This is a genomic window from Nocardia bovistercoris (assembly GCF_015674855.1).
GTDB lineage: Bacteria > Actinomycetota > Actinomycetes > Mycobacteriales > Mycobacteriaceae > Nocardia > Nocardia bovistercoris.
On sequence record NZ_JADMLG010000002.1, the window covers coordinates 1 to 22316 of the forward strand.

The 22316-nt window shown below is 68.9% G+C and carries 24 protein-coding genes; 18 read left to right on the forward strand and 6 right to left on the reverse strand.

What is annotated here, in order from left to right:
- Nucleotides 1-177 precede the first annotated feature (177 nt).
- Entirely contained in the window at nt 178-951 is a 774-nt protein-coding gene (locus IT779_RS04035; protein ID WP_196147827.1) for a hypothetical protein, read from the forward strand.
- A gap of 57 nt (nt 952-1008) precedes the next feature.
- Here IT779_RS04035 and IT779_RS04040 read toward each other — a convergent pair whose 3' ends face one another.
- Nucleotides 1009-2187, reverse strand: coding sequence for a cytochrome P450 (locus IT779_RS04040; protein WP_196147828.1), 1179 nt, complete (start codon nt 2185-2187; stop codon nt 1009-1011).
- A 71-nt stretch (nt 2188-2258) separates the two neighbouring features.
- Here IT779_RS04040 and IT779_RS04045 point away from each other — a divergent pair, with 71 nt between their 5' ends.
- Nucleotides 2259-3071 carry an SAM-dependent methyltransferase gene (locus tag IT779_RS04045; protein WP_196147829.1) on the forward strand — a complete coding sequence of 271 codons (813 nt, stop codon included), beginning with the start codon at nt 2259-2261 and terminating at the stop codon, nt 3069-3071.
- Nucleotides 3072-3092: 21 nt separating this feature from the next.
- Here IT779_RS04045 and IT779_RS04050 read toward each other — a convergent pair whose 3' ends face one another.
- Nucleotides 3093-3338: a hypothetical protein gene (locus IT779_RS04050; RefSeq protein ID WP_196147830.1), complete on the reverse strand. Its 246-nt coding sequence runs from the start codon at nt 3336-3338 to the stop codon at nt 3093-3095.
- A gap of 262 nt (nt 3339-3600) precedes the next feature.
- Between IT779_RS04050 and IT779_RS04055 the strand changes: the two genes are divergently transcribed.
- The 3 genes from IT779_RS04055 to IT779_RS04065 are packed head-to-tail and all read left to right on the forward strand — an operon-like array spanning nt 3601 to nt 4736.
- Nucleotides 3601-4119 (forward strand): L,D-transpeptidase, encoded by a 519-nt coding sequence (locus tag IT779_RS04055; protein WP_196147831.1) that lies wholly within the window; start codon nt 3601-3603, stop codon nt 4117-4119.
- Nucleotides 4116-4538, forward strand: coding sequence for a cupredoxin domain-containing protein (locus tag IT779_RS04060; protein WP_196147832.1), 423 nt, complete (start codon nt 4116-4118; stop codon nt 4536-4538). Before IT779_RS04055 ends, IT779_RS04060 begins: the two co-directional genes overlap by 4 nt.
- 33 nt (nt 4539-4571) lie before the next feature.
- On the forward strand, nt 4572-4736 hold the full coding sequence (locus IT779_RS04065) for a hypothetical protein (RefSeq protein ID WP_196147833.1): 165 nt from the start codon (nt 4572-4574) through the stop codon (nt 4734-4736).
- 8 nt (nt 4737-4744) lie between these two features.
- Here the strand turns inward: IT779_RS04065 and IT779_RS04070 are convergent, their stop codons facing one another.
- The 3 genes from IT779_RS04070 to IT779_RS04080 form a co-directional block, all read right to left on the reverse strand.
- Complete coding sequence (locus IT779_RS04070) at nt 4745-5986, reverse strand: RNA polymerase sigma factor (protein ID WP_196147834.1); 1242 nt, start codon at nt 5984-5986, stop codon at nt 4745-4747.
- Between the two features lie 317 nt (nt 5987-6303).
- Nucleotides 6304-6723, reverse strand: a complete 420-nt coding sequence (locus tag IT779_RS04075) for a YciI family protein (protein WP_196147835.1) — start codon at nt 6721-6723, stop codon at nt 6304-6306.
- A gap of 128 nt (nt 6724-6851) precedes the next feature.
- Complete coding sequence (locus IT779_RS04080) at nt 6852-7526, reverse strand: response regulator (protein ID WP_196147836.1); 675 nt, start codon at nt 7524-7526, stop codon at nt 6852-6854.
- A gap of 161 nt (nt 7527-7687) precedes the next feature.
- Between IT779_RS04080 and IT779_RS04085 the strand changes: the two genes are divergently transcribed.
- The 4 genes from IT779_RS04085 to IT779_RS04100 all read left to right on the forward strand — a co-directional run bounded on the left by IT779_RS04085 (nt 7688) and on the right by IT779_RS04100 (nt 11255).
- Nucleotides 7688-8602: an ABC transporter ATP-binding protein gene (locus tag IT779_RS04085; protein WP_196147837.1), complete on the forward strand. Its 915-nt coding sequence runs from the start codon at nt 7688-7690 to the stop codon at nt 8600-8602.
- A complete protein-coding gene (locus tag IT779_RS04090; protein WP_196147838.1) occupies nt 8599-9414 on the forward strand; it encodes an ABC transporter permease in 816 nt (271 codons plus the stop codon). The genes IT779_RS04085 and IT779_RS04090 overlap by 4 nt, the downstream gene beginning before the upstream one ends.
- A gap of 29 nt (nt 9415-9443) precedes the next feature.
- Nucleotides 9444-10439 carry a TIGR03560 family F420-dependent LLM class oxidoreductase gene (locus IT779_RS04095; protein WP_196147839.1) on the forward strand — a complete coding sequence of 332 codons (996 nt, stop codon included), beginning with the start codon at nt 9444-9446 and terminating at the stop codon, nt 10437-10439.
- Between the two features lie 279 nt (nt 10440-10718).
- Complete coding sequence (locus IT779_RS04100; protein ID WP_196147840.1) at nt 10719-11255, forward strand: PadR family transcriptional regulator; 537 nt, start codon at nt 10719-10721, stop codon at nt 11253-11255.
- A gap of 39 nt (nt 11256-11294) precedes the next feature.
- Here the strand turns inward: IT779_RS04100 and fabD are convergent, their stop codons facing one another.
- On the reverse strand, nt 11295-12263 hold the full coding sequence (fabD, locus tag IT779_RS04105) for an ACP S-malonyltransferase (protein WP_196147841.1): 969 nt from the start codon (nt 12261-12263) through the stop codon (nt 11295-11297).
- A 565-nt stretch (nt 12264-12828) separates the two neighbouring features.
- On the opposite strand from fabD, the gene IT779_RS04110 reads away from it, so the two are divergent.
- The 9 genes from IT779_RS04110 (at nt 12829) to IT779_RS04150 (ending at nt 22314) form a co-directional block, all read left to right on the forward strand.
- On the forward strand, nt 12829-13611 hold the full coding sequence (locus IT779_RS04110) for a 3-oxoacyl-ACP reductase family protein (protein WP_196147842.1): 783 nt from the start codon (nt 12829-12831) through the stop codon (nt 13609-13611).
- A 418-nt stretch (nt 13612-14029) separates the two neighbouring features.
- A complete protein-coding gene (locus tag IT779_RS04115) occupies nt 14030-14428 on the forward strand; it encodes an acyl carrier protein (RefSeq protein ID WP_196147843.1) in 399 nt (132 codons plus the stop codon).
- A 10-nt stretch (nt 14429-14438) separates the two neighbouring features.
- A complete protein-coding gene (locus IT779_RS04120) occupies nt 14439-14885 on the forward strand; it encodes a hotdog family protein (RefSeq protein WP_196147844.1) in 447 nt (148 codons plus the stop codon).
- Nucleotides 14882-16162, forward strand: a complete 1281-nt coding sequence (locus IT779_RS04125; protein ID WP_196147845.1) for a beta-ketoacyl-[acyl-carrier-protein] synthase family protein — start codon at nt 14882-14884, stop codon at nt 16160-16162. The genes IT779_RS04120 and IT779_RS04125 overlap by 4 nt, the downstream gene beginning before the upstream one ends.
- A complete protein-coding gene (locus tag IT779_RS04130) occupies nt 16159-16635 on the forward strand; it encodes a 3-hydroxyacyl-ACP dehydratase FabZ family protein (protein WP_198428190.1) in 477 nt (158 codons plus the stop codon). Before IT779_RS04125 ends, IT779_RS04130 begins: the two co-directional genes overlap by 4 nt.
- A complete protein-coding gene (locus tag IT779_RS04135; RefSeq protein ID WP_196147846.1) occupies nt 16632-17900 on the forward strand; it encodes a beta-ketoacyl-[acyl-carrier-protein] synthase family protein in 1269 nt (422 codons plus the stop codon). Before IT779_RS04130 ends, IT779_RS04135 begins: the two co-directional genes overlap by 4 nt.
- A 147-nt stretch (nt 17901-18047) precedes the next feature.
- On the forward strand, nt 18048-20381 hold the full coding sequence (locus IT779_RS04140) for a beta-ketoacyl-[acyl-carrier-protein] synthase family protein (RefSeq protein ID WP_196147847.1): 2334 nt from the start codon (nt 18048-18050) through the stop codon (nt 20379-20381).
- A gap of 41 nt (nt 20382-20422) precedes the next feature.
- A complete protein-coding gene (locus IT779_RS04145; protein WP_196147848.1) occupies nt 20423-21520 on the forward strand; it encodes a 3-oxoacyl-ACP synthase III family protein in 1098 nt (365 codons plus the stop codon).
- Nucleotides 21517-22314 carry an alpha/beta fold hydrolase gene (locus IT779_RS04150; protein ID WP_196147849.1) on the forward strand — a complete coding sequence of 266 codons (798 nt, stop codon included), beginning with the start codon at nt 21517-21519 and terminating at the stop codon, nt 22312-22314. Before IT779_RS04145 ends, IT779_RS04150 begins: the two co-directional genes overlap by 4 nt.
- Nucleotides 22315-22316 lie beyond the last annotated feature (2 nt).

Consider the following 22316-nt stretch of genomic DNA (forward strand, 5'->3'; position numbering starts at 1 on the left):
GTCCCAGCGGGCGATACTTGCTCCTGCGTCGCATTGTCTCGCCCGCTGGGACGCGAGACGGCCGCGAACCGTCGCTCGTCGGGCTCGCTCCCTTGGGGCTGGGTGGGGGCTTGGAACGAGACACTTGGGGGTTCGCCGAGGGGGGTTTCGGGGGGTGGGGTGGGATGGTCGGCTTTGTTGGTCCATCCGTTGGGGTGGCTGGTCCGAATCAGAGGGGTAGGCATCTACCTCCTGGAGAAGGAAACCATGGTCAATTCTAAGACCGGTATCCATCGTCGCGTGGCTCGGCGCACCACCACTTCTTTGTTGGTGGGGACGCTGCCGGTGGCCGTGGCCATCGCTGCCGCTCCCGCGTTCGCGGCGCCGTCCGCGTGGCCGTCGGCTGTCGGTGAATCCGATTTCGGTGTGCTGGGCGTACCGCTGGCGGCCGTGGCGGAACCGGAGCCGGGTGCGTCTGTCGATCCCGGTGCGCCGGGCGTTCCGCCTGCCTCTGCGAACACCATTCGGATCGGGGATATCGAGACCGGTAGGCCCGATTTCGTTCCGCCGGATATCGCGCAGCAGATCAATGACGGGGCCGAAGCCGCCGAGTCGTCCTTGTCGGATGCGCTGGAGTCGGCGGGGGTGGAGCATGCTCGGTCCGATCGGGTTGCCGAGGATGTGCTCGGGGCCAGTGTGGTCGGGGCGAGCGTCGGGGCGACTCTGGCCAGTCCGGTGGCGGCTACCAGTGCGTTGATCGGGGCGGCGACGGGGCTTGTCGTCGGTATTCCGTTTCTGCCCGCGGGCCTGGTGGTCATGCCGGTGGTGTGCGGGGTGATCGGGTACGGGGTGATCGCCGCGCCCGCGATGGCTATCGGGGCGGCGGTGGGGGCCGCGGTGGGGGCGGTCGAGGGGTTCTCCGCGCCGCTGCCGTCCGATCCGGGTGCGCCGCAGCCGGAGGCGGGCGCGTAGACCGCACCCGCGCTGTCACGGCCTCGGTGTCTCGCGAAGGCGCCGAGGCCGATCCGGTCAGCGTCGGGTGACGGAGGTGGGCAGGTGGGCGAATCCGCGGTTGTTCGAGGAGTGGATGCGCGCTGCCCGCTCGTCATCGATCTCGTAGTCGGCCACCGTCGACGCGATTTCCTGGAGTGCGACACGCAACTCGAGGAGGCCGAGATTGGACCCGAGGCAGTGGTGTCGTCCGCTGCCGAAGATCAGGGCCGCTCCGGTGTCGCGGTCGAGGTCGAAGCCGTCGGGATCGTCGAAGACCTCGGGATCTCGGTTGGCGGCGCCGGTGAGCAGGAGCATGCGGGCGCCCGCGGGGACCGTTACGCCGTGGAGTTCGAATTCGGTGGTCGCGGTGCGTAACTGGGACTGGGTCGCGGGGTCGTAGCGCATCGACTCCGCGATCCAGTCGTCGATGCGGCCGCCGAGGGCCGCGCGGCGCTGGTCGGGGTGCTCGGCGCCGGCGTGCCAGATGTTGCCCAGGGTGAGCATCGTGGTTTCGATGCCCGCGCCGACGAGCAGGATGAGGACGCCGACGATTTCCTCGGGGGTGAGTCGGTCGTCGCCGTCGGCGGCGTCGAGCAGGGCCGAGAGCAGGTCGTCGCGGCGGTCGCGGGCGCGTTCGATGGTCAGTTCGGTGTAGTAGCCGACGAGTGCGCCGATCGCCTGCACCGCCTCGGGGCGCAGGTCGGTCGATTCCTCCTCGGTGTACATGATCTGGGCGCCGAGTTCGCGCAGCTTGGCGCGGTCGGATTCGGGCACGCCGACGAGTTCGGAGATCACCTCGGTGGGGTAAGGGCCCGCGAATTCGGCGATCAGGTCGAATTCGCCGCGTTCGATCAGGGGCGCGAGCAGTTCCTTCGCGATGGTGCGCAGTCGCGGTTCGAGGGCCTGCACGCGGTGCTGAGTGAAGGCGCGCACCACGAGTCCGCGCAGCCTGGTGTGCTTGGGCGGATCCATCGCGACGAACGAGAAGAACTGTTCGGCCTGCGGACCCCAGAACGCGGGTTCCATGCGCAGGCCGTTGGCGCTGGAGAACCGGTCGGAATCACGCAGCGCGGCCAGCACGTCGGCGTGGCGGGACAGCGCCCAGAAGTCGTCGGCCTCGTTGCGGAATACGGGGGCCTGCGCACGCAGCCTGGCATAGTACGGGTACGGGTCGGCATGGACGTCGAAGTCATAGGGGCTGTACTGCAACGGCACGATACGGCCTTCCTTGGGCGCGAAAGTCGGGCTGACAGAATGGACACTAGTCGAGATGAATTGAGGGCGTGGTGGACTCGGATTCGACGTGGCCGGTGATCGATACCTCCAAACCGCATCCGGCCCGGCGCTACGACTACTGGCTCGGCGGCAAGGACAACTATCCGGCCGACCGGGAATCGGCGGACGCGGTGGCGGCCGGATTCCCGACGGTGCGGCTCGCCGCGGTGGAGAATCGCAGTTTTCTGCGCCGCGCGGTGACCTTCCTCGCGGCGGACGCGGGCATCCGGCAGTTCCTCGACATCGGCGCCGGACTGCCGACGGCGGGCAATGTGCACGAGATCGCCCAGGACATCGCCCCGAGCTCACGCATCGTCTACGTCGACAACGATCCCATCGTCCTGCTGCACGCCCGCGACCTGCTGCGCAGTTCCCCAGAGGGCGCGACCGCCTATATCGACGCCGACCTGCGCGACCCCGAGTCCATCCTCACCGCCCCCGCCGTGACCGAGGTGCTCGACCGCAGCGAGCCGATCGCGCTGATGCTGGTCGCGGTCATGCATTTCATCACCGACAACGAGGAGGCGTATCGGCTGGTGCGCACCCTGTGTTCGGCCATGCCGAGCGGCAGTTTCCTGGTGCTGTCGCACGCGACCAGCGATCATCTGGCCGCCGAGGACCTCGCCGACACCGACGCCGCCAACCTGCGCAGCGGTGTCCCGTTCCGACTACGCACGGGCGCCGAGATCACCGAATTCTTCCGAGGATACGAACTCGCGCCGCCGGGAATCGCCTCGGTGATCAACTGGCGACCCGACTCGTGGCGCCCGCATCCGCGCCCGGAAGCGGTGTCGATGCTCGCCGGGGCCGCACGAATCCCCTGATCGCGACGACTCGGGACGCACTCAGTCGCGATGCGCCACGTCGTACCAGAGGTTCGGGACCGACCAGTCCCAGCGCTCGGCGTCGCAGCGGCCGAGATCGATCCGCTCGTGGCCGAGTTCGGCCCTGACCGCCGCCGCGTCGAGGTCGGCTTGTTCGCGCAGCGCTTCCTGATAGCACTGCATGGAACCGCCGACGCTCGCGCCGTACAGGAGCAGGCCGCGTCGCAGGTGCCGCCACAGTGCGCTCACCGAGATGCCTAGTCGCATCGGAACCTCCTCGACCTCGGTGCGGTCACGATACCGACCGCGCGGGCGCCGCGGGCCGGAATTGCGATGATTCCAGTCGAAAAAATTGTTTTCTGCGAAAAACCGAACGGTCCGGTCAGGTCGGCCGATAAAGTTTTACTACGATGCGCGCACCGGATCCGAATGAGATCCGCACACCCCGAAGCGCGGTCCCGAGAATTCGGTGACGAAACGAGACGCATCGCACTGGACAGCGACTTCCGTCGTGGAAAAGGGGTTCCAGATGAGCGTCAACAATTCACGTGTCCGCCTCGCGACCTACGCGCTGCTCGCCGGTATCGCGGCCGTGATATTCGGCGCGACGACAACCGCGCAGGCGACGCCGCTGTGGCCGGGCGGACCCGACATCCCCGGCCTCCCGGCCATCGTGCCGCCGCTGCCACCCGCGCCGGTATATGCGCCCTGCTCGGCCGATACCCGCCTCTGCATGCGACTTTCCACCAACGAGGCCTGGCTGATGGAGGATGGGCGGGTCACCTACGGCCCGACGCCGATCTCCCACGGCCGACCCGGCTACGAAACGCCGCCGGGTCGATTCCGCGTCGCGTTCAAGAAGGAAGACCACTGGAGCACCATGCACAATGCGCCGATGAAGTGGGCGGTGTTCTTCAACGGGGATATCGCCACGCATATCGGACCGATCGAAGAACAGTCGCACGGCTGTATTCGCATGACTCCGGAAGGCGCGGAAGCGACATATAATCACCTGTCGCCGGGCGATATCGTAGAAGTCGTGGAATGAGATCGAACCGCGCCGCGAAAAGTAACCGAATCGAATCGCGGCGAAAGCACCGACTCCGCCGCGCCGGACTCACCGTCGCCGTCGGCATCGGTGTGACGGCGGCGGGCTGCGGCGGCGGCGAAACCGACGGGATCGCCGTCGCGCCGCCGGTGCGGCCCCCGCCCGTCGCCGCGATCGTGGTCACCATCGAACACCAGCACTACGGTGCGCTGCCGCCGATCACCCCCGGCGCCCGCATCACCGTGGTCAACAACGACCTGGTCCGACACAGCGTCACCAGCAAACGGCCGGGACTGTTCGACCTGGTCGTCGAACCCGGCCGCGCGGTGACCTTCACCGCGCCCACCGAGATCGGCTCGCACCCGTTCTACTGCCGCTACCACGCCTTCATGGACGGCTGGCTCAGCGTTCGCACCTGAACGCGGCCGCGCGCCGGGACTATCGTAGGAAATGTGGGTGTCATCGGAGAACTGTTTCCCGGCAAGAAGCTGACCGACGAGAGCGGGCAGACCGGCGACGGGCAGACACATCGCCCGCGCGTCGAACTCGACCTCGACGCGGGCGTCATCCGGCTGTCCGGCCCGCCGTCCGAACCCGACGACGAATCGGCGGACTGACCGGGCATTCAATCCAGCGCGGCGATCTTGCGACCGAGCAGGGCGCGTTCGCGCTCGTTGCCGCACAGCCCGATCGCCGCCTCGAATTCCGCGCGCGCCTCGTCGCGGCGCCCCATCCGGCTCAGCAGCTCACCGCGCACACTCGGCAGCAGATGCGAATTCCCCAGCGCCGCACCGGCGACCAGCTCGTCTACGATCGGCAGCGCGGCGGCGGGCCCACTCGCCATCGACACCGCGACCGCCCGGTTCAATTGCACCACCGGTGACGGCGCGAGCCTGCCGAGCGCCTCGTAGATCAGCACCACCCGTTCCCAATTCGTCTCCGCCACCGACAGCGCGACGGCATGGCATTCGGCGATCGCGGCCTGCAGACCGTAGGCGCCGAGACCGCGGCCGAGCCGTTCGGCCTGCGCGAGCGCGGCACGACCTCGGACGATCGCGGCACGGTCCCAGCGGCGGCGGTCCTGATCCTCGAGCAGCACCGGCTCACCATCGGGGCCCGTGCGCGCCGGGAACCGGGCCGCGGTCAGTTCGAGCAGCGCGAGCAGGCCGTGCACCTCCGGTTCGGTCGGCGCGAGGCGGGCAAGCACGCGCGCGAGCCGCTGCGCTTCGCCCGCGAGGTCGAAGCGGATCAGGTCGCCGCCCGAACTGGCCGACGAGCCCTCGGTGAAGATCAGGTAGATCACGCTCAGGACCGAACCGAGCCGTTCGGCCCGTTCACTCGCCCGAGGCGGCTCGAAGGGCACGCGGGCCGCGCCCAGGGTCTTCTTCGCGCGGGTGATCCGCGCCTGCACGGTCGCGGTCGGCACCAGGAATGCCTTGGCGATCTCGTCGCTGGTCAAGCCGCCGACCACGCGCAGGGTGAGCGCGACCCGCGCCTCCCTGGACAGCACCGGGTGGCAGGAGATGAAGATCAGGGTGAGGACGTCGTCGTCTATCCGGTCGGGATCCCACAGCACGTCGTGGCCGTCGGGGTCGGCTTCCGCGGGGGCGGCGCCGGTGAGGGCGCCGCCCTCGCCAAGGTCGCGGGCGAGAGCGGCGTAGCGGTCGTCGAGGGAGGAGCGGCGGCGGAAGGCGTCGATGGCGCGGCGGCGGCCGACGGTGAGGAGCCAGCCGACCGGATTGTTCGGCACGCCCTCGCGTGGCCAGGTCACCAGCGCCTCGGCCAGCGCCTCCTGGGCGAGGTCCTCCGCGAGCGCGAAATCGCCGGTGTACCGCGCGAGTGCACCGACGATCCGAGCCGACTCCATTCGCCACACTGTGTTTATGGCCGCGCCTTCGGCGCGGCGGGGTTCGCGGCCCCTTTTGTCTCGCGTCCGAGCGATCGATACTCGCGCCTGCGGCGCATTGTCTCGATCGCTCGGACGCGAGACGGCCGCGAACCCTTTGGGGGGTTCCTCGGCCGGGTGCGCGACGGTGTCGGGCGGGTCGGGGTTGTCGCTCACGCCCGCACAATACGTGCGGGCCGTCGACTTGTCCCTCGCGCGTGGGGGCGGGCTCAGTTCGACTGCTCCGGTCCGGTGCAGTGGGCCACTCGTCCCTCACGCGTGGGGGGCGGGCTGGTTGATCAGAGCTGGCCGGTGGCCTCGCGCCATGCTCGTTCCTTCTTGATCCACTCGTTGTCCTGGGGGAACTCATCGATCGTCGGGACTCGGCGGATCTCGGTCTTGAGGCCGGGGCCGCTGAGGGGGGCGCGCTTGGCCCATTCGATGGCCTCCTCCTTGGAGGCCACGTTCAGGATGTAGAAGCCGCCGAACAGTTCCTTGGTCTCGCCGTAGGGGCCGTCGGTGACGACGGGGGTTTCCGAGGAGTGGTCGACCACAACGCCTTCGGAAGCGTCGGCGAGTCCTTCGGCGGCTACCAGCACGCCCGCACGGATCATCTCGTCGTTGTAGCGGCCGATGGTCTCGAGCATCTGCTCGAAATCGATCTCGCCCATGTTCGCGTACGCCTCGTCGGTGGCGCGCATGACCAGCATGTACTTCATGACTGTCTCCCTGTTCGTCCGGGTCCCTCTCGGACCCTCTCACACACTGGTCGAACGGGTACGGCGTCGGATCGACACGTCCGCCGAACTTTTCTCGAAATCTTTTTCCGGCCGTCGCGACGACCCGGCTAACGCGGGTTCACCAGGCGGGTCTCGTAGGCGTAGATGGCGGCCTGGGTGCGGTCGCGCAGGTCGAGTTTGTCGAGTATCCGGCCGACGTGGGTCTTGACGGTCTGATCCGAGATCACCATCTCCCGCGCGATCTCGGAGTTGGACAGCCCGCGCGCGATCAGGATCAGCACCTCGGTCTCGCGGGCGGTGAGGTCGGCGGGTTTGGCTCCGGTCTCCCCCGTTCGGCCGGTGCCCTGGCGCGCGAATTCGGCGAGCAGGCGCTTGGTGACCGAGGGGGCCAGCAGCGCGTCGCCGGTCGCGACCACGCGCACCGCCTCGCCCAGCGATTTGGCCGAGGACTCCTTCAGCAGGAATCCGGACGCGCCCGCGCTCAACGCCGAGTACACATACGCGTCGAGGTCGAAGGTGGTCAGCACGATCACCTTGGTCGGGCCCGCGGCGGTGATGGCGCGGGTGGCTTCGATCCCGTCGCAGACCGGCATCCGCACATCCATGAGGACCACATCGGGTCCGAGACGTTCGGTCTCGAGCACCGCCTGCCGCCCGTCGGCGGCCTGCCCGATCACCTCGATGTCGGGCTGGCTGTTCAGCAGGACGGCCAGACCCTCGCGCACCAGTTCCTGATCGTCGGCGATCAGCACGCGTATGCTCTCGATCTCTTGTTCCGTCAAGGGAATTCGCCCCTCCTGCTACCGGTCCGCCGCCCCGCGGGCGGACCACATGGACACAGCGTAATGCGCGGCGCGGCGGCCGCATCACTCCCGAGAGCTACTCGAAAAGACCGCTCCGAGGTTGGATGTGGTCGAGGGCCGCCGATTCCTACTCTCGGAATATGATCGAAGCACGTAGCTTGACCAAGCAATACGGCAAGACTCGGGCCATCGACGAGTTGACCTTCACGGTCGAGCCCGGCCGGGTCACCGGGTTCCTCGGCCCCAACGGTTCGGGCAAGTCGACCACCATGCGGCTGATCCTCGGCCTGGACAGCCCGACCTCGGGCACGGTGACCGTCCTCGGTCGCCGCTACCGCGAACTGAAATACCCGCTGCACACCGTCGGCGCGCTACTCGACGCCGGTGACGTGCTCGGGTCGCGCTCGGCCGCGCAGCACCTCGCCTTCCTCGCGGCGAGCAACGGCATCGCGCCGCGGCGGGTGGACGAGGTGCTCGACCGGGTCGGGCTGACCGATGTGGCGGGGAAGAAGGTCAAGGGCTTCTCCCTCGGCATGCGGCAGCGGCTCGGTATCGCGGCGGCGATCCTCGGCGATCCGGCGATCCTGATCCTCGACGAGCCGGTGAACGGGCTGGACACCGAGGGCATCCGCTGGATCCGGCAGACCTTGCGTGCGATGGCCGACGAGGGCCGCACCGTACTGCTGTCGAGTCACATGATGAGCGAGACCCAGCTGGTCGCCGACCACCTGCTGGTGCTGAGCCGAGGCAAGCTGATGGCCGATCAGCCCACCCGCGAATTCGTGGAGCGGCACAGCGAGCCGATGGTGCTGGTGCGCAGCGCCGATCTCGCGGAGTTGGCGGCGGCGGTCGGCGCGGACCGCGTCGAGATCCGCGGCGATATCGGCACCGTGCGCGGACTCCGGTCGCGAGAGGTCGGCCGGATAGCCGCGGCACGCGGCATCGCGCTCGACGAACTCACGCCGATCCACGACTCGGTCGAGGACGTGTTCACCCGGCTGGTCTCCGGCCTGCACACCTTCGCTCCCCACGAATCATTACAGGAGTCAGCATGACCACCATCTCCGCGACGACCGTCCCCGCGACCTTCGAACCGCCTTCCGTCTCTTCGGGTTTCCGGGCGGCCATCGGCTATCAGGTGCGGTCCGAACTGATCAAGATCCGTTCCGCGAGGTCGCTGTGGCTGCTGCCGACGCTGGCGGTGGTGATCGGTCCGGTGGCCGCGATGATCGTCGGCCTCTCCAACAGTCTGGAGAAGTCCGACACGGTCATCGGCGGCGCCTTCACCGCGACGACCTTGCCGCTTGCCCTGTTCGGCGCGTGGGGCGCGCTGGTGGTGACCACCGAGTACTCCTCGGGCACGATACGGACGGTCCTCGCGGCCACACCGCGGCGGCACCTGGTCTACCTCGCGAAAGTCCTTGTCGCCACGGTGGTCTCGACGGGCGTCGGCGTACTGTCGACGGCATTGACCTACCTGGTCGGCATCGCGGCCATCGATTCGTCCAAATACGCGGCGGGTCAGCCTTTTCCGGGGCTGCTCGGCATCGTCGCGGTATTCCCGACGGTCGCGCTGTTCGGTATCGCGGTCGGCATCCTGATCCGCAGTTCGGCGGGTGCGGTGGCCGCGGTCTCCGCGCACGTGGTGCTGCCCGAGGCGGCGTCGGCGGCCGCGTTCGGTGAACTGCACAAACTGTCGACGCTGGTGGCCCCGGGCGCCATCGTGGCGAAACTGTCGCAGAGCGCCGACGCCGCGCCGGAATTGATGGGCACGCTCGGCGGCTGGCCACGCTTGGCCTTCGCCGCGATCCTCACGCTCATCGTGCTGGTTCTCGCCCGCCGCGCCCTGCTGCGCCGCGACGTCTGACCCCACCCCTTCGAACATCAGGAGTGCACATGCCCCAGCCGATCGGGCGGTCGATCGTCCGCCTCGGATACCAGATTCCCGACTTCAACTACGGCGGCGCCGTGGCGGAGATATTCCCGACGGTGATCGCGCAGGCGCGGGAAGCCGAACGCGCCGGATTCGACACGGTTTTCCTCACCGACCACTTCTATCAGCGCTTCGGCCCGCCGCACGGGCCGACCTTGGAGGCGTATACCGCACTCGGCGGACTCGCCGCCGCCACCGCGACCGTCAAATTGTCCACGCTGGTCACCGGCAACACCTATCGCAATCCGGCGCTGCTGGCGAAGATGATCACCACACTCGACGTGATGAGCGGCGGCCGTGCGGTTCTCGGTCTCGGCGCGGGCTGGCTGGAGTTGGAGCACAAATCCTACGGATTCGAATTCGGTTCCGTCAGTGATCGTTTCGACCGACTGGACGAGGCGCTGCGCATCATCCGGCCGATGCTGCAAGGGTCACGACCGTCCTTGGACGGCACGTGGTACCGGGTGGAGAACGCCATCAACGAACCGAGGGTGCGCGACGACCTGCCCATCATGCTCGGCGGCGCGGGCGAGAAGAAGACCTTCGCCCTCGCCGCCAGGCACGCGGACCATCTCAGCATCGGTTGCGACGCGGTGGATCTGCCGCGCAAACTCGACGCGCTGCGGCAGCGGTGCGAGGAGATCGGCCGCGACCGTGCGACTCTCGATGTGAGCTACCTCGCGTTCGTGGCGATCGCCGAGACCTCGGAACTGGCCCATCGCACCGTCGACGAGATGTTCGCGACGCGGGTGAAAGATCCGGCGCGGGCCGAACAGGTGCGAGCCTCCATGGCGGGCAAGCTGTTCATCGGCGATCCCGAGGAGGTCGCGGATCAGCTCCGCGACCGAATCCTGCGCCACGGGGTCGACGGGCTGATCGTCAACATGGTCGCCAACGGGCACGAGCCGGGAGTGCTGGAGCTCGCCGGAAAAGCGTTGGGGCCGTTGCTGAAACCGTGATCGGGCGGGTGTCACGGAAGGTGGTGTTCGAGACCGCCGTGACACCCGGCGGGGTGGCCCGACCCGGCTCCAGCCGTTGACATGGCAACAGTCCGAAATGTATAGTCCGGCCCGTAGGTTGCTTGGGGAGTGGAGTAGGCGGATTACGAAACGCGGAAGTTCCACAACAACCGAAACAGGGTCGATCGCCACCATTCGCGACACGGCCTGAAACGCCACCGCCACAAGCGACGGCCCCGCAGTGCGCACGTCGCAACCCGACATGGGAGGAGTGAGCTCTTGACGCCCCTCAAGCTCAGCCCGACGTCCTATCTCGTGCTCAGCCTGGTCGCACGGACAGGACCGTGCACACCATTCGACATCAAGAAACACGTGGACCGTTCGATCGGATTCTTCTGGTCCTTTCCGCACTCCCAGATCTACGCCGAACCCGAACGCCTGACCGAGAAGAAGTTGCTTTCCGGCTATCAGGAACCCACAGGTCGCCGTCGACGAATTTATAGTATCACCGATCTCGGCCGGGCAAAACTGGACGAATGGCTGTCGGCGAGTTCCGAGGATCCGACCCACGAACTCCGGGACAGCGGTTTGCTGAAACTGTATTTCGGCAGCCTGGCCGCACCCGAGGATGTCACCAAGATGGCCGACAACGAGAAGGCGGCCCACCAGAGTCGACTGGACCGCTATCTCACCGCACACAAATCGCTGTCCAAGCTCCCGGACAGCGATGCCAACGAACTCATGGTCTTGGAATTCGGAATCAAATATGAATCACTCGCTGTGGAATTCTGGGAACGGGTCGGCGAACGTCGATGAACAGACCAGTCGCCTTTCTTCGCGCCACCGCGGCGCCCGTCATGCCACGCGATCGACGGACTCCGAGGCGGCGGCGACCGTCGCCGCGATCCGCCGCGCGTCTGCTGCCGAGTAGCTGGGAATTTCGGGATGGGCGCGCTTGCACAGACCGCTCAGCACCCGACCCGGCCCGACCTCGACGAAGGCGTCGGGACCGAAATCGACCACGGTGGCCATGGTCTCGCTCCAGCGCACCGCACCGGCGAGCTGGCGGCGCAACGCGGCCCGCGCCTGCTCCCCCGTCCACACCGGCCGCGCGGTGACATTGGCGATCACCGGCAGCACCGGGTCGGCGAAGCGCACACGGGCCAGATCCGCGGCGAACTCGGCCTCGACGGGCGCCATCATCGAGCTGTGGAAGGGCGCGCCGACCTTGATGCGCTTGACCTTCACCTCCGCGCGACCGAGCGCCTCGACCCGCGCCGTGAACGCGGCGACGCCCGCGACGGCGCCGGACACCACGGTCTGGTCGGCGCTGTTGTAGTTGGCGGGTTCGACCACCGCGCCGGTGTCCGCGCGCACCTCGGCGCACAGCCGCTCGACCTCGGTGCCGGGTAGGCCGAGCGCGGCGGCCATGGCGCCCGGCGTCGACGCGTTGACCTCGGCCATCAGCACGCCGCGACGGCGCACCAAGGCGAGGGCATCGGTCCAGTCGAGGACGCCCGCGGCGACGAGCGCGGTGTACTCGCCGAGGCTGTGGCCCGCGACGACCAGGGGCTGTGGCAATTTTTCGGCAAGCACCCGGTAGGCGGCGAGGCTGGTGATGAATACCGCGGGCTGGGTGATATCGGTCTGTTCGAGACGCTCCTCGGGCCCCTCCCAACAGAGCCGGGACAGCTCGAATCCGACGATCTCGTCGGCCGTGCGGAACAGGGGTGCGACGACTTCCGGATACGCGTCACAGAGGTCGCGTCCCATACCGACGCGCTGCGAACCCTGTCCCGGAAACAGGTACGAAGTTGTTTTCATTCGGATGCTCCAACGAATACTTGGGAGATGATCGGCAAACCCGCGGACCGGGATGTGCGCCGCGCCGCCGCGGCCGTGCCCCCGGTGCGATTATGCGCGGCCGGACGCCGCAATTCAATGGTCGCGGAAATAAGTCAACCGCGACGTGATTTCCACCCGAACGGGCATGTGTACCGTACACATTCCGGCCCGCGCCGACCTGAACGCGGAAAATCGGAGTGATGCTGATCACTTTTCGTCCCGGAAAATAGAAGAAATATTGGCGCGAAAAACTGTTGGACATTGTGTCCGATTATTCCGCGCACCACCCCCGCGCGGCCCGCGCCGGACGCCCGAAAAATAGCCCGCTGCCAGGCAATTCGGACACATCCGACAAATGCCCCCGAGGCCACTCCGAACGAAACGGACCCGAGCGTCTCACTTGCGACATGTGGCCTGGGTCACGTTTAACCCCGGTTGCGTCACCTATCTGCGGCTTGGATCATCGTTTTCGGAAAGTGTGGAAGCGATCGTTCGAACCGAACGGTCCCCGCACCTCCGACCAGCAGTGCCACGGGGAGAATTCATGTCATCTACGCGTACCGCACTGGTAACCGGCGGATCCGGTGGGATCGGGCAGGCCATCTGCCGTCGACTCGCCTCGGACGGGGTCTTCGTCGCGGTCAACTACTACCGCGGCGAGCAGGCCGCCAAGGAGGTCGTCGCCGAAATCGAGCACAACGGCGGCACGGCGATCGCGGTCCAGGGCGATGTCTCGCTCCCCGAGGACGCCGAGCGGGTCGTGCGGGAGACCGTCGAGGCCGCCGGGCGCCTCGACATCCTGGTCAACAACTCCGGGATCACCCGCAACCGCCTGATCATGCAGATGGAACACGACGACTGGCTCGACGTCATGCGGGTCAACTTCGGCGGTGTCTTCAACTGCACCAAGGCGGCGAGTTCCGTACTGGCGCAACAGGACAGCGCGGCCATCGTGAACGTCTCGTCGGTCATGGGGCAGCGCGCCTGGCTCGGCTGCGCCAACTACGCCGCCTCCAAGGCGGCGATCAACTCCTTCACCAAGGCCTCGGCGGTCGAATTCGCCCGCTTCGGCATCAAGGTGAACGCGGTCCTCCCCGGTTTCGTCGAAACCGAGATGATCGCCGACGTGCTCAGCGGCGGCAACGGCGACGGCGTCATCGGCCAGCTCCCGGTGCCGAGCGCGACCACCGCCGACGAAGTCGCCGAGGTGGTCGCCTTCCTCGCCGCCCCCGACACCCCGCACATGACCGGCGCGCTGCTGCCGATCGACGGAGCGGGCGGGGTGACCCTGCTTTTGGGAAAGCCGCTCAAGAAGTCTCGCCGCTGAGCCCAGCTCCCGGCGCCCGCCACCGAGCGCAGCTCGCCTGGACCACAGCCGAGCGCAACTCGCCTCGACCCACCGCCCAGCGCGGCTCGCAGGCGTCAACCGCCACCCGTAAAGACGCGGGGGCGCAACCGATTTCCGAGTCATCGCGGACCGAAATCGACTGTCGGCGGCCGTACACGATGCCGTGTCCGTCGCCGTTGTTCCAGGGGCCCGCCGTTCTCCGGCGCCATTCCCCCGGCACGGAATTCACGATCTCGCCATCCTCGCGCACGTCGACGGCGCAGCCACCGTCACCCGTCGCGCGAAGCACCGCACCCGAGATCGCCTCCACCCCACACGATGTCGTGCGGCGTGGCGCGGCGCGACTACAGCGCCGAGATTCACCAGACAGCGCAGTTCACACCCGAGGAGTACAGCCATGTCCGAAACCAGTGTCATCGACGCCGTCCGCGAGATCGTCGCCGAAGCGGTCGCCCTCGACATCGATGAGGTCGGCGCCGACGCCACCCTGTTCGACGAGGTCGGCGCCGAGTCGATCGACCTGCTCGACATCCTGTTCCGCATCGAACGCAGGCTCGGCGTGAAGATCACCACGACCGAGCTCAGCGAACGCATCCAGGGCGGCATCCCCGACGAGCAGTTCGGCACCGAGGACGGCCTCGTCTCCGATATCGGTCTCGAACAGCTCGAGAAGGTCATGCCGCAGATCGACAGGGCCGAGCTCAGCGGCAATCTCGCCGCCGAGGACGTGATGAACCTGTTCACCGTGCGCAATCTGGCGAACATGGTCGAACAGCACGTCGGCGCGACGGCCTGAGGCGGCGGTCATGCGATTCCATCTGGTCGACCGCATCCACTCCGTCGAGCGATGGCACGGCATCGAGGCGGTCAAGCACACCAGCTCCAGCGAAACCTATTGGTCCACCGATGATCTCGGGCCGTACATGCCGATGGCCATCCAGCTGGAGGTGCTCGCGCAGAGCGCGGCGTGGCTGGTCTACCTGAGTACCGAGCGCACCCGGCGCGCGGTACTGCTCTCGGTCGGTTCGGTCATCACGCGGGCGAAGGTGCGTCCGGGTGACGAGATCCACGCGACGGCCGAGATCCGCTCCACCGGCGACACGATCGTGGTGTCGGGGCGGTTGCGGGTCGCCGACCGGGTGGTGCTCGACGTGGAGGACCTCATGTGCGCGCTCATCGACGCCGACATCCTCGAGGACGCCGATTCGGTGCGCGGGCGCGAAGAACTACTGCGAAGCGGGGAACGAGCATGAACGGCGGTCATGGTCGGCGCGCTCAGCGCGACGTCGTCGTCACCGGCATCGGCGCGGTGACACCGGTCGGGAACACCGCGCCCGACACCTGGTCCGCGCTGGCCGCGGGCATCAGCGGGATCGGGCGGATCTCGACCTTCGATCCGGGGTCGTTCTCGGTCCGCATCGCGGGTCAGGTGCGCGACCTCCCGGACGCGCCCGCGGCGATGGACCTGAGCCGGTGGGAATTGCTCACGCGGGCAGGGCGATTCGGCGTGGTCGCGGCGGCCGAGGCGGTCGCGGACGCGGGCGGGTTCGCCGCGCACCACGAGCCGGGCAACCGAGGGGTTTTCGTCGGCGGGCACGTCGGCAGGCCGGAACCGGAGGAATTGGCGCAGATCGGGCTGGTGCGCAGGCGCAGCGCGGGCGCCGAGATCCACCGCCGCGATCCCGAGAGCACGCTGCGCTGCGACCAGGGCGTCGACCTGGCCGCGATCGCCGAGGTGGCCGGATGTCGCGGTCCGATCAGCGGGATCAGCACCGCCTGCGCCTCGGCCACCCACGCGATCGGCGAGGCGATGCGCCGCATCCAGGCGGGCGAGATCACGATGGCCGTCGCGGGCGGCCAGGACTCCCTGACCACCTGGCTCGACGTGTCCGGATTCGCGCTGCTCGGCGCGCTCACCACCCGGTACAACGACGACCCGACCAGGGCGTCGCGGCCCTTCGACGCCGAGCGCGACGGGTTCGTGCTCGGTGAGGGCTCGGTGCTCATGGTGCTCGAGGACCGCCGCATCGCCGAGGTGAGGGGCGCGCGGATACTGGGCCGGGTCTCCGGTTACGCGTCGACGATGAACGCGTACCGGATCACCGATTCCCCGCCCGACGGCGGCGGCTCGATCACCGCCATGGCCAATGCCATCGCCGACGCGGGCGTGGAGCCGGACGCCGTCGACTGCGTCTACGCGCACGGGACGAGCACACCGGGCAACGACATCTCCGAGACCGCCGCCATCAAGAAGGTGTTCGGGGCGCACGCCTACGAATTGCTGGTGACCTCGCCGAAGTCCATGACGGGCCATCTCACCGCGGGCGCGGGTGCGCTCAACGTGCTCGGCGCGCTCTACGGATTCCGGGACGGCCTGGTGACGCCGACGATCAACCTCGAACACCCCGACCCGAAGCTCGACCTCGACTACGTGCCCAATCACGCACGTGCGAGCGAGGTTTCGACGGCCGTGGTGAACTCGTTCGCCTTCGGCGGCACCAACGCCTCGCTGGTCCTGGAGGCGCCGTGAGCGTCGACAGCATTCTGTCCGCGCCGCGCTGGGGCGCGGCCACCGGCCTGCGAGTGCCCACCGATCAGCTCGCGCTGGCGGGCGGGTTGTGTCTGGATCGCCTGGTCGAACTGCACGTCGGCAAGCGCGCGGTCGCCGTGGCCAATGTGCCGAATACGCTCACCGTCTTCGACACGCACTTCCCGCGCTTCCCCGTGCTGCCGGGAATTCTACTGCTGCACGGCATCTCGAATCTCGCCGACAGCCTGCTCGCCGCCACCGCGGGCGGGCAGTGGCAACTCGCCGGCGTGCGGCGGGTGCAGTTCCGCCACTACGTGCGTCCCGGCGATCAGCTCAGGGTCGAGGTCGACCTGCGCGATCACGACACCACGGGCGCCCGCGTGACCGGGCGGATCAGTCGCGGCGACACCGTGGTCGTACTCGCCCGCGAGGTCACCATGTCCAATTCCGACGCACCCGAGGAGAACTCATGAATCGCGTGGTCATCAGCGGTATCGGCGTCGTGTCACCGCTCGGGGTCGGCTTCCGGGAGACCTGGAAGGCATTGCTGGCCGGGCACAGCGCGGTGCGCCGCATTCAGCACTACGATCCCGCGTCGCTGCGCACCAGCCTCGGCGCCGAGATCCTCGAATTCGACGCCAAACCCGCGGTGCGCAGCCGCAAGTCGCTGCGTCTGATGACGCGGGCGAACCAGTTGGCCCACGTCGCGGTGCGGCACGCCGCCGACGAGGCGGGCATCGATCCGGCGTACGCGGACAACGACAGGGTCGGGGTGTTCCTGGCCAGCGAGAACCAGATCGCCGACCCGTCGCACGTGCTCGACGCCACCGTCGACGCGCGGGAGGAGGACGGGTCGATCGACATGGCGCGGCTCGGCAAGGCGGCCGCGGACATGTATCCGCTGTTCTTCGTGGAGGGACTGCCGTCGGCCGAGATGTTCTTCCTGTCCGACGAATACGGCTTCGCCGGGCCGAGCGCCTTCGGGTCGGGTTCGGCGGACGCGGGCGTCAGCGCCATCGGCAACGCCTACCGCGCCATCGCCCGCGGCGACACCGAGATCGCGGTGGCGGGCGCCTTCGACGACGCGGTCTCCTGGTGGGGCATGTCCAAGATGGACCGGCTCGGCCTGCTCACCGACCGCACCGACGCCGAGGCGGTGCGTCCCTACGATCGCGATTCCTCGGGAACCGTGCTCGGCGAGGGGGCATGCATGGTGCTGCTGGAGAGTTACTCGAGCGCGACCCGACGCGGTGTCCGGCCCTACGCGGAGATCGTCGGATTCGGCGGCGGCTGGAATCCGGTGACGCCCGGCGAATTCTGGGGCGACGGAACGGGTCTGGGCAATGCGGTGCGCTCGGCACTGCGCGAGGCCGCCGTCGCGGGCGGCGACATCGGGTACGTGGCCGCCGACGGGTCGGCGGTGGCGCGCGCCGATGCCGCGGAAGCGCGCGGCCTGCGGGCCGGACTGGGCGCGGGCGCGGACTCCGTCATGGCAAGCAGCGTGCAACCCGCGGTCGGCCAATTGCTCTCCGCCACCGGTGCTTTGAACGTCGCACTGGCCGCGGCGGCATTACGCGAGGGCGCGGTGCCACCGACCCTGAACCTCGACATCGTCGCCGCCGACTGCGACCTGGACTGGGTGCCCGGCTCGGCACGCGACCTGACATCCGACTACAGCGTGGCGATCGGCCGCGGCCTATCCGGCCAGTCCGCCGCCCTCGCACTCAAACGCATCTGAACGCCGACGGGTTCGCGGCCGTCTCGCGTCCGAGCGATCGAGACAATGCGCCGCAGGCGCGAGTATCGATCGCTCGGACGCGAGACAAAAGGGGCCGCGAACCCCGCCGCGCCGAAGGCGCGGCCATAGACACAGCAGGAGCAACCAGTGCAGGAACAAGCAGCAAGACAGCCGATCCCGCTGCGCACCGTCGTCGTGGTCGGCGTCGGTGCGGTGACTTCGCAGGGTGACAACGCCAAGGCGCTGTGGGACGGCGTCAGCACCGGTCACGTCGCGATTCGACCGGTGGAACACTTGCCGATGCGGGAGTACCTGACCGAGATCGGCGGCGAGGTGCTCGCCCCGGTGCCCGCCTCGCCGATCGCCGCGCGGGTCGGCGGATTCCGCGACCGCGCTTTCGATTTCGCCTTTGCGGCAGCGCACGAGGCGATGGACGCCGCGCATACCCTGATCTCCGGGGTCGCCCCGGAGCGCCGGGCCATCGTGCTCGGCACCTGTAACGCGGGCCTGCTCAGCACCATGGCGTGGCTGGGCGACGGCGACGGCGACGGCCCCGCCGAACTCGCCGCCTACGGCCCGCCGCAGGCCATCGCGGAATCGCTGGCCGCCGAATTCGCCTGTCGCGGACCGGTGCTCTCGGTGAACACCGCGTGCGCGGCGGGCGCCAACGCCATCGGCTACGCCGCCGACCTGATCGCCTTCGGGCGCGCCGACATCGTCCTCGCGGGCGGCACCGACGCGCTCTCGGATGTGGCCTACGCCGGATTCAACTCCCTCGGTTCGCTCTCCCCGACACCCGCCGCCCCGTATCAGGACAAGCGGACCGGCCTGTCCCTCGGCGAGGGCAGCGGGATGCTGGTGTTGGCGCGCGCCGACCTGGTGGCCGCCGCCGATATCGAACCGCTGTGCGAGATCATCGGATACGGCCTGTCCGCCGACGGCTACCACCCGACCGCGCCGCGCCCGGACGGCACCGGCGCGGCTCGCGCGATCCGCGCCGCCATGGCGTGGTCGGATCTCGGCGAGGACGATATCGGCTACATCAACAGCCACGGGACCGGAACGCCGCGCAACGACAGCGCGGAGGCCGCGGCCACCCGGCTCGCGCTCGGCGACGCCGCGGATACGGTGCCGGTGAGCAGTTCCAAGTCCATGATCGGGCATCTGCTCGGCGCGGCGGGCGCGGTCGAGGCCATCATCACCGTGGGCGCGCTGCGCAACGGCGTGCTGCCGCCGACCGCGAATCTCGTTGTGCCCGACGCGGAATGCCGCCTCGATCATGTCGCGGTGGAGCCGCGCGTCGCCACGCCGAGCCATGCGATCTCGAACAACTTCGCGTTCGCGGGCGCGAATGCCAGCGTCACCTTCGGGCGCCGCCCTCGCGGTGTGACGCGGCTCGCGCCGACGCGCACCCGTGTGGTGCTGACCGGGGCGGGCGCGGTCGGAGCGGCGGGCGTCGGCGTCGAGGCGGCGTTGCGCGCGCTCGACGAATCCCGCGACTGCGCCCGGCTCGAGGACGGTATGCGACTCGGCCGCGTCGACACCGACCCGTCCGGGCACCTGACCCGTCGCGAGGCGAGGCGCATGGACCGGCTCGGGCTGCTGTCCACCTTCGCGGCGAGCGAGGCGCTGCGTGCGGCGGGCGGCGACCTGATCACCGACGATCCCGACCGGGTCGGCGTGGTGTTCGGCACCGGCATCGGCCCGATGCAGGCCATGGAGCAGTTCGTGCGGCCGTTGCGCGATGAGGGGGCGGCCGCCGCCAATCCCGCGGTGTTCCCGAACACCGTCTACAACGCGGCGGCGGGCAGCGTCGCGACCCTGCTCGGTGCGCTCGGCCCGACCTCGACGGTCACCGCGGGCCACGCCGCCGGGGCCAACGCGCTGTGCTATGGCTACGACCTGGTCTCGGTGGGGCGTGCGACCGCGATCCTGGCCACCGCGGCCGACACGCTCACCCCGCTGGTCGCGCTGGCCTACCGCCGCCTCGGCATCCCGATGGGCCCCGACGATTCGTTCACCCTCGCCGAGGGCGCCGCCACCGTGGTGCTGGAGAGCCGCGACAACGCGCTGCGCCGCGGCGCCACCGTGTACGCGGAGGTGCTCGGGCACGCGGCGGCCTCCGACGCGCTCGGCGCGGGCCGCACCGATCCGCGCGGCGCCGGTGTGGAGCGGGCGGTGCGTTCGGCCATCGACAGCGCCGGGCTCTCGGTCTCCGATATCGAGCAGGTCTGGACCAACGAGGTCGGCTGGCGCGCGGTCGACGGACCCGAGCGACTGGCCCTGCGCCGGGTCTTCGGTGACGGCGGCCCGCGCCGGATCTGCCCGAAGCGCGCGATCGGCGAGCAGATCGGCGTCGGCGGCCTGCTCGCGTCGGCCATGGCCGCGTTCCACGCCGACCGCCCGCGCGGCGGTGCGGTGCTGGTGAACAGCTCCTCGCTCGGCGGAACGCATTTCAGCGTCGTGCTCGCGCCGCACTGATCGAACCCTGGAACCACAGACCGAACGAAGGACAGCACCGCATGAACACCACAACCATGTCGGTTCGGGTCGTGGGAACCGGCAGCTACCTGCACGGCGACCCCATCGACAACAAGCAGATCGAGGCGCTGGTCGGCCCGGTGCCCGAGGACATCCTCGAGGGCATCCAGGTTCAGCAGCGCCATTGGATGATCGACCCGAAGACCGGCGATCATCTGATCACCAACTCCGAGATGGCCGCCAAGGCCGCGGCGGCGGCGATAGCGCAGGCCGGAGCGAGCCCCGGCGACATCGACCTGATCGTGATGTCGACGGCGAGCCCGGAATACCAGCTGCCGCCCGCCGTCACCTTCGTCCAGCAGCATCTCGGCATCCCCGAATGCGCCACCCTCGAGATCCGCTCCGGCTGTGCCGGTTTCGTCGAGGCCGCCGATATCGCGCGCGGCTATCTGGAACGCGGGACCTTCCGCACCGCGCTGGTCGTCGGCGCCGAGGCCATCTCCCCGCTGCTGGTCCCGCTCTACCGAGGCATGGATCCGGAGCGGGTCAGGATGCGGGATCGCCTGGTGGCCTACACCTTCGGCGACGGCGCGGGTGCGCTGATGCTGCGCGCCGAGGAGGCGGGCCCCGACGCGCGGGCCGGTGTGCTCGGCTCATCGATCCTCACCATGGGCGGTGCGAAGAAGCCAGGTATGCAGGTGATCGGCGGCGCCACGCACGCGCCGCTGCACGTGCAGGCCGCGGCGAAACGGCTGGTGAAACTCGACGTCGACGTGGTCGAGTCGGGCAAGTTCATCCCGCACATGATCACCCGTTCGCTGCGGGAACTGTTGCGCGCCGGTGACATCACCGCCGAGGACGTCGCCCTGTGGGTGGTGCCGGAGGGCAACGCGGGCTATATGACGAGCGAACTCGAGGCGGCCGGGCTGCTCACCGACGAATGGCTCGCGCTGCGCGACAAGGTGTACGAGAACATCGCGCGGGTCGGCGCGACCGGGTCGGCGGCGGTGCCGCTGGCGCTGGACGAGGCCGCGCTCGAGGGGCGGCTGCGCGAGGGCGACATCGTCATGCTGCTCGCCATCGAGACCAGTAAGTGGAAGTACGCGGGCATGACCCTGGTGTGGGGCGATCGACGGTGACCGCGACGGAACGCTTCCGCACCGGGACGACCACCTTGGAATACGCCCGCCTCGGCACCGGCGACGGTCCCGCGGTGTGCATGCTGCACGGGTTGGGCGCGCGGTGGCAGACGTTCCGACCGCTGGTGCGCGGCCTCGGCCCCGGCTGGAACATCTTCGCGCCCGACCTGCGCGGGCACGGCAGGTCCGACTGGGTATCCGGCGGCTACGCACTCGCCGATTTCGCCTCCGATGTCGAACAGTTCCTCGACGAGGTGGTCGGCGAACCCGTTGTGCTGTTCGGACATTCGATGGGCGGGTGGATCTCGGCCATGGTCGCGGGCGCGCGGCCCGACGCGGTGCGCGCCGTCGTCATCGTGGACTCGGCGCTGTACCACCTGGGGCAGGATCAGCGGGCGGCGATGGCCGCCTACGCGAATCCGACGCACGCCATGCGGTCGCTCGCGGTCTCGCTGCGACTGGCCGACCCGGAGTTGAAACAGCGCTGGGTGGAAGGCCGCAACCAGCGCGAACAGGATCCCGACGCGATGCTGGCGCGGCTGCGCTGCCCGGTGCTGCTCGTGCAGGGGGATCAGGAGGCCGGTGGCCTCATGACCGACGACCACGTGCGGCGCGCGCTGTCCGCGCTCGCCGACGGACACCACGTGTTCGTGCCGGGCGCTGGTCACGCGGTGCACGCGAGCGCACCGGCCCGCGTGGCGGCCGCGCTGCACCGCTTCGTCGCCACCGAACTCGGAGCAGGCGAACTCGGCGGATTCGCGGTCGAACGTGCCGCGGTGGAAACACCTTCCTGAAG

Coding starts and splice junctions, on each gene's coding strand:
- IT779_RS04125 (WP_196147845.1), top strand. CDS start 14,882: ATGAACGGCGGTCATGGTCGGCGCGCTCAGCGCGACGTCGTCGTCACC.
- IT779_RS04115 (WP_196147843.1), top strand. CDS start 14,030: ATGTCCGAAACCAGTGTCATCGACGCCGTCCGCGAGATCGTCGCCGAA.
- IT779_RS04110 (WP_196147842.1), top strand. CDS start 12,829: ATGTCATCTACGCGTACCGCACTGGTAACCGGCGGATCCGGTGGGATC.
- IT779_RS04070 (WP_196147834.1), bottom strand. CDS start 5,986: ATGGAGTCGGCTCGGATCGTCGGTGCACTCGCGCGGTACACCGGCGAT.
- IT779_RS04145 (WP_196147848.1), top strand. CDS start 20,423: ATGAACACCACAACCATGTCGGTTCGGGTCGTGGGAACCGGCAGCTAC.
- IT779_RS04135 (WP_196147846.1), top strand. CDS start 16,632: ATGAATCGCGTGGTCATCAGCGGTATCGGCGTCGTGTCACCGCTCGGG.
- IT779_RS04075 (WP_196147835.1), bottom strand. CDS start 6,723: ATGAAGTACATGCTGGTCATGCGCGCCACCGACGAGGCGTACGCGAAC.
- IT779_RS04055 (WP_196147831.1), top strand. CDS start 3,601: ATGAGCGTCAACAATTCACGTGTCCGCCTCGCGACCTACGCGCTGCTC.
- IT779_RS04120 (WP_196147844.1), top strand. CDS start 14,439: ATGCGATTCCATCTGGTCGACCGCATCCACTCCGTCGAGCGATGGCAC.
- IT779_RS04095 (WP_196147839.1), top strand. CDS start 9,444: ATGCCCCAGCCGATCGGGCGGTCGATCGTCCGCCTCGGATACCAGATT.
- IT779_RS04060 (WP_196147832.1), top strand. CDS start 4,116: ATGAGATCGAACCGCGCCGCGAAAAGTAACCGAATCGAATCGCGGCGA.
- IT779_RS04085 (WP_196147837.1), top strand. CDS start 7,688: ATGATCGAAGCACGTAGCTTGACCAAGCAATACGGCAAGACTCGGGCC.
- fabD (WP_196147841.1), bottom strand. CDS start 12,263: ATGAAAACAACTTCGTACCTGTTTCCGGGACAGGGTTCGCAGCGCGTC.
- IT779_RS04090 (WP_196147838.1), top strand. CDS start 8,599: ATGACCACCATCTCCGCGACGACCGTCCCCGCGACCTTCGAACCGCCT.
- IT779_RS04050 (WP_196147830.1), bottom strand. CDS start 3,338: ATGCGACTAGGCATCTCGGTGAGCGCACTGTGGCGGCACCTGCGACGC.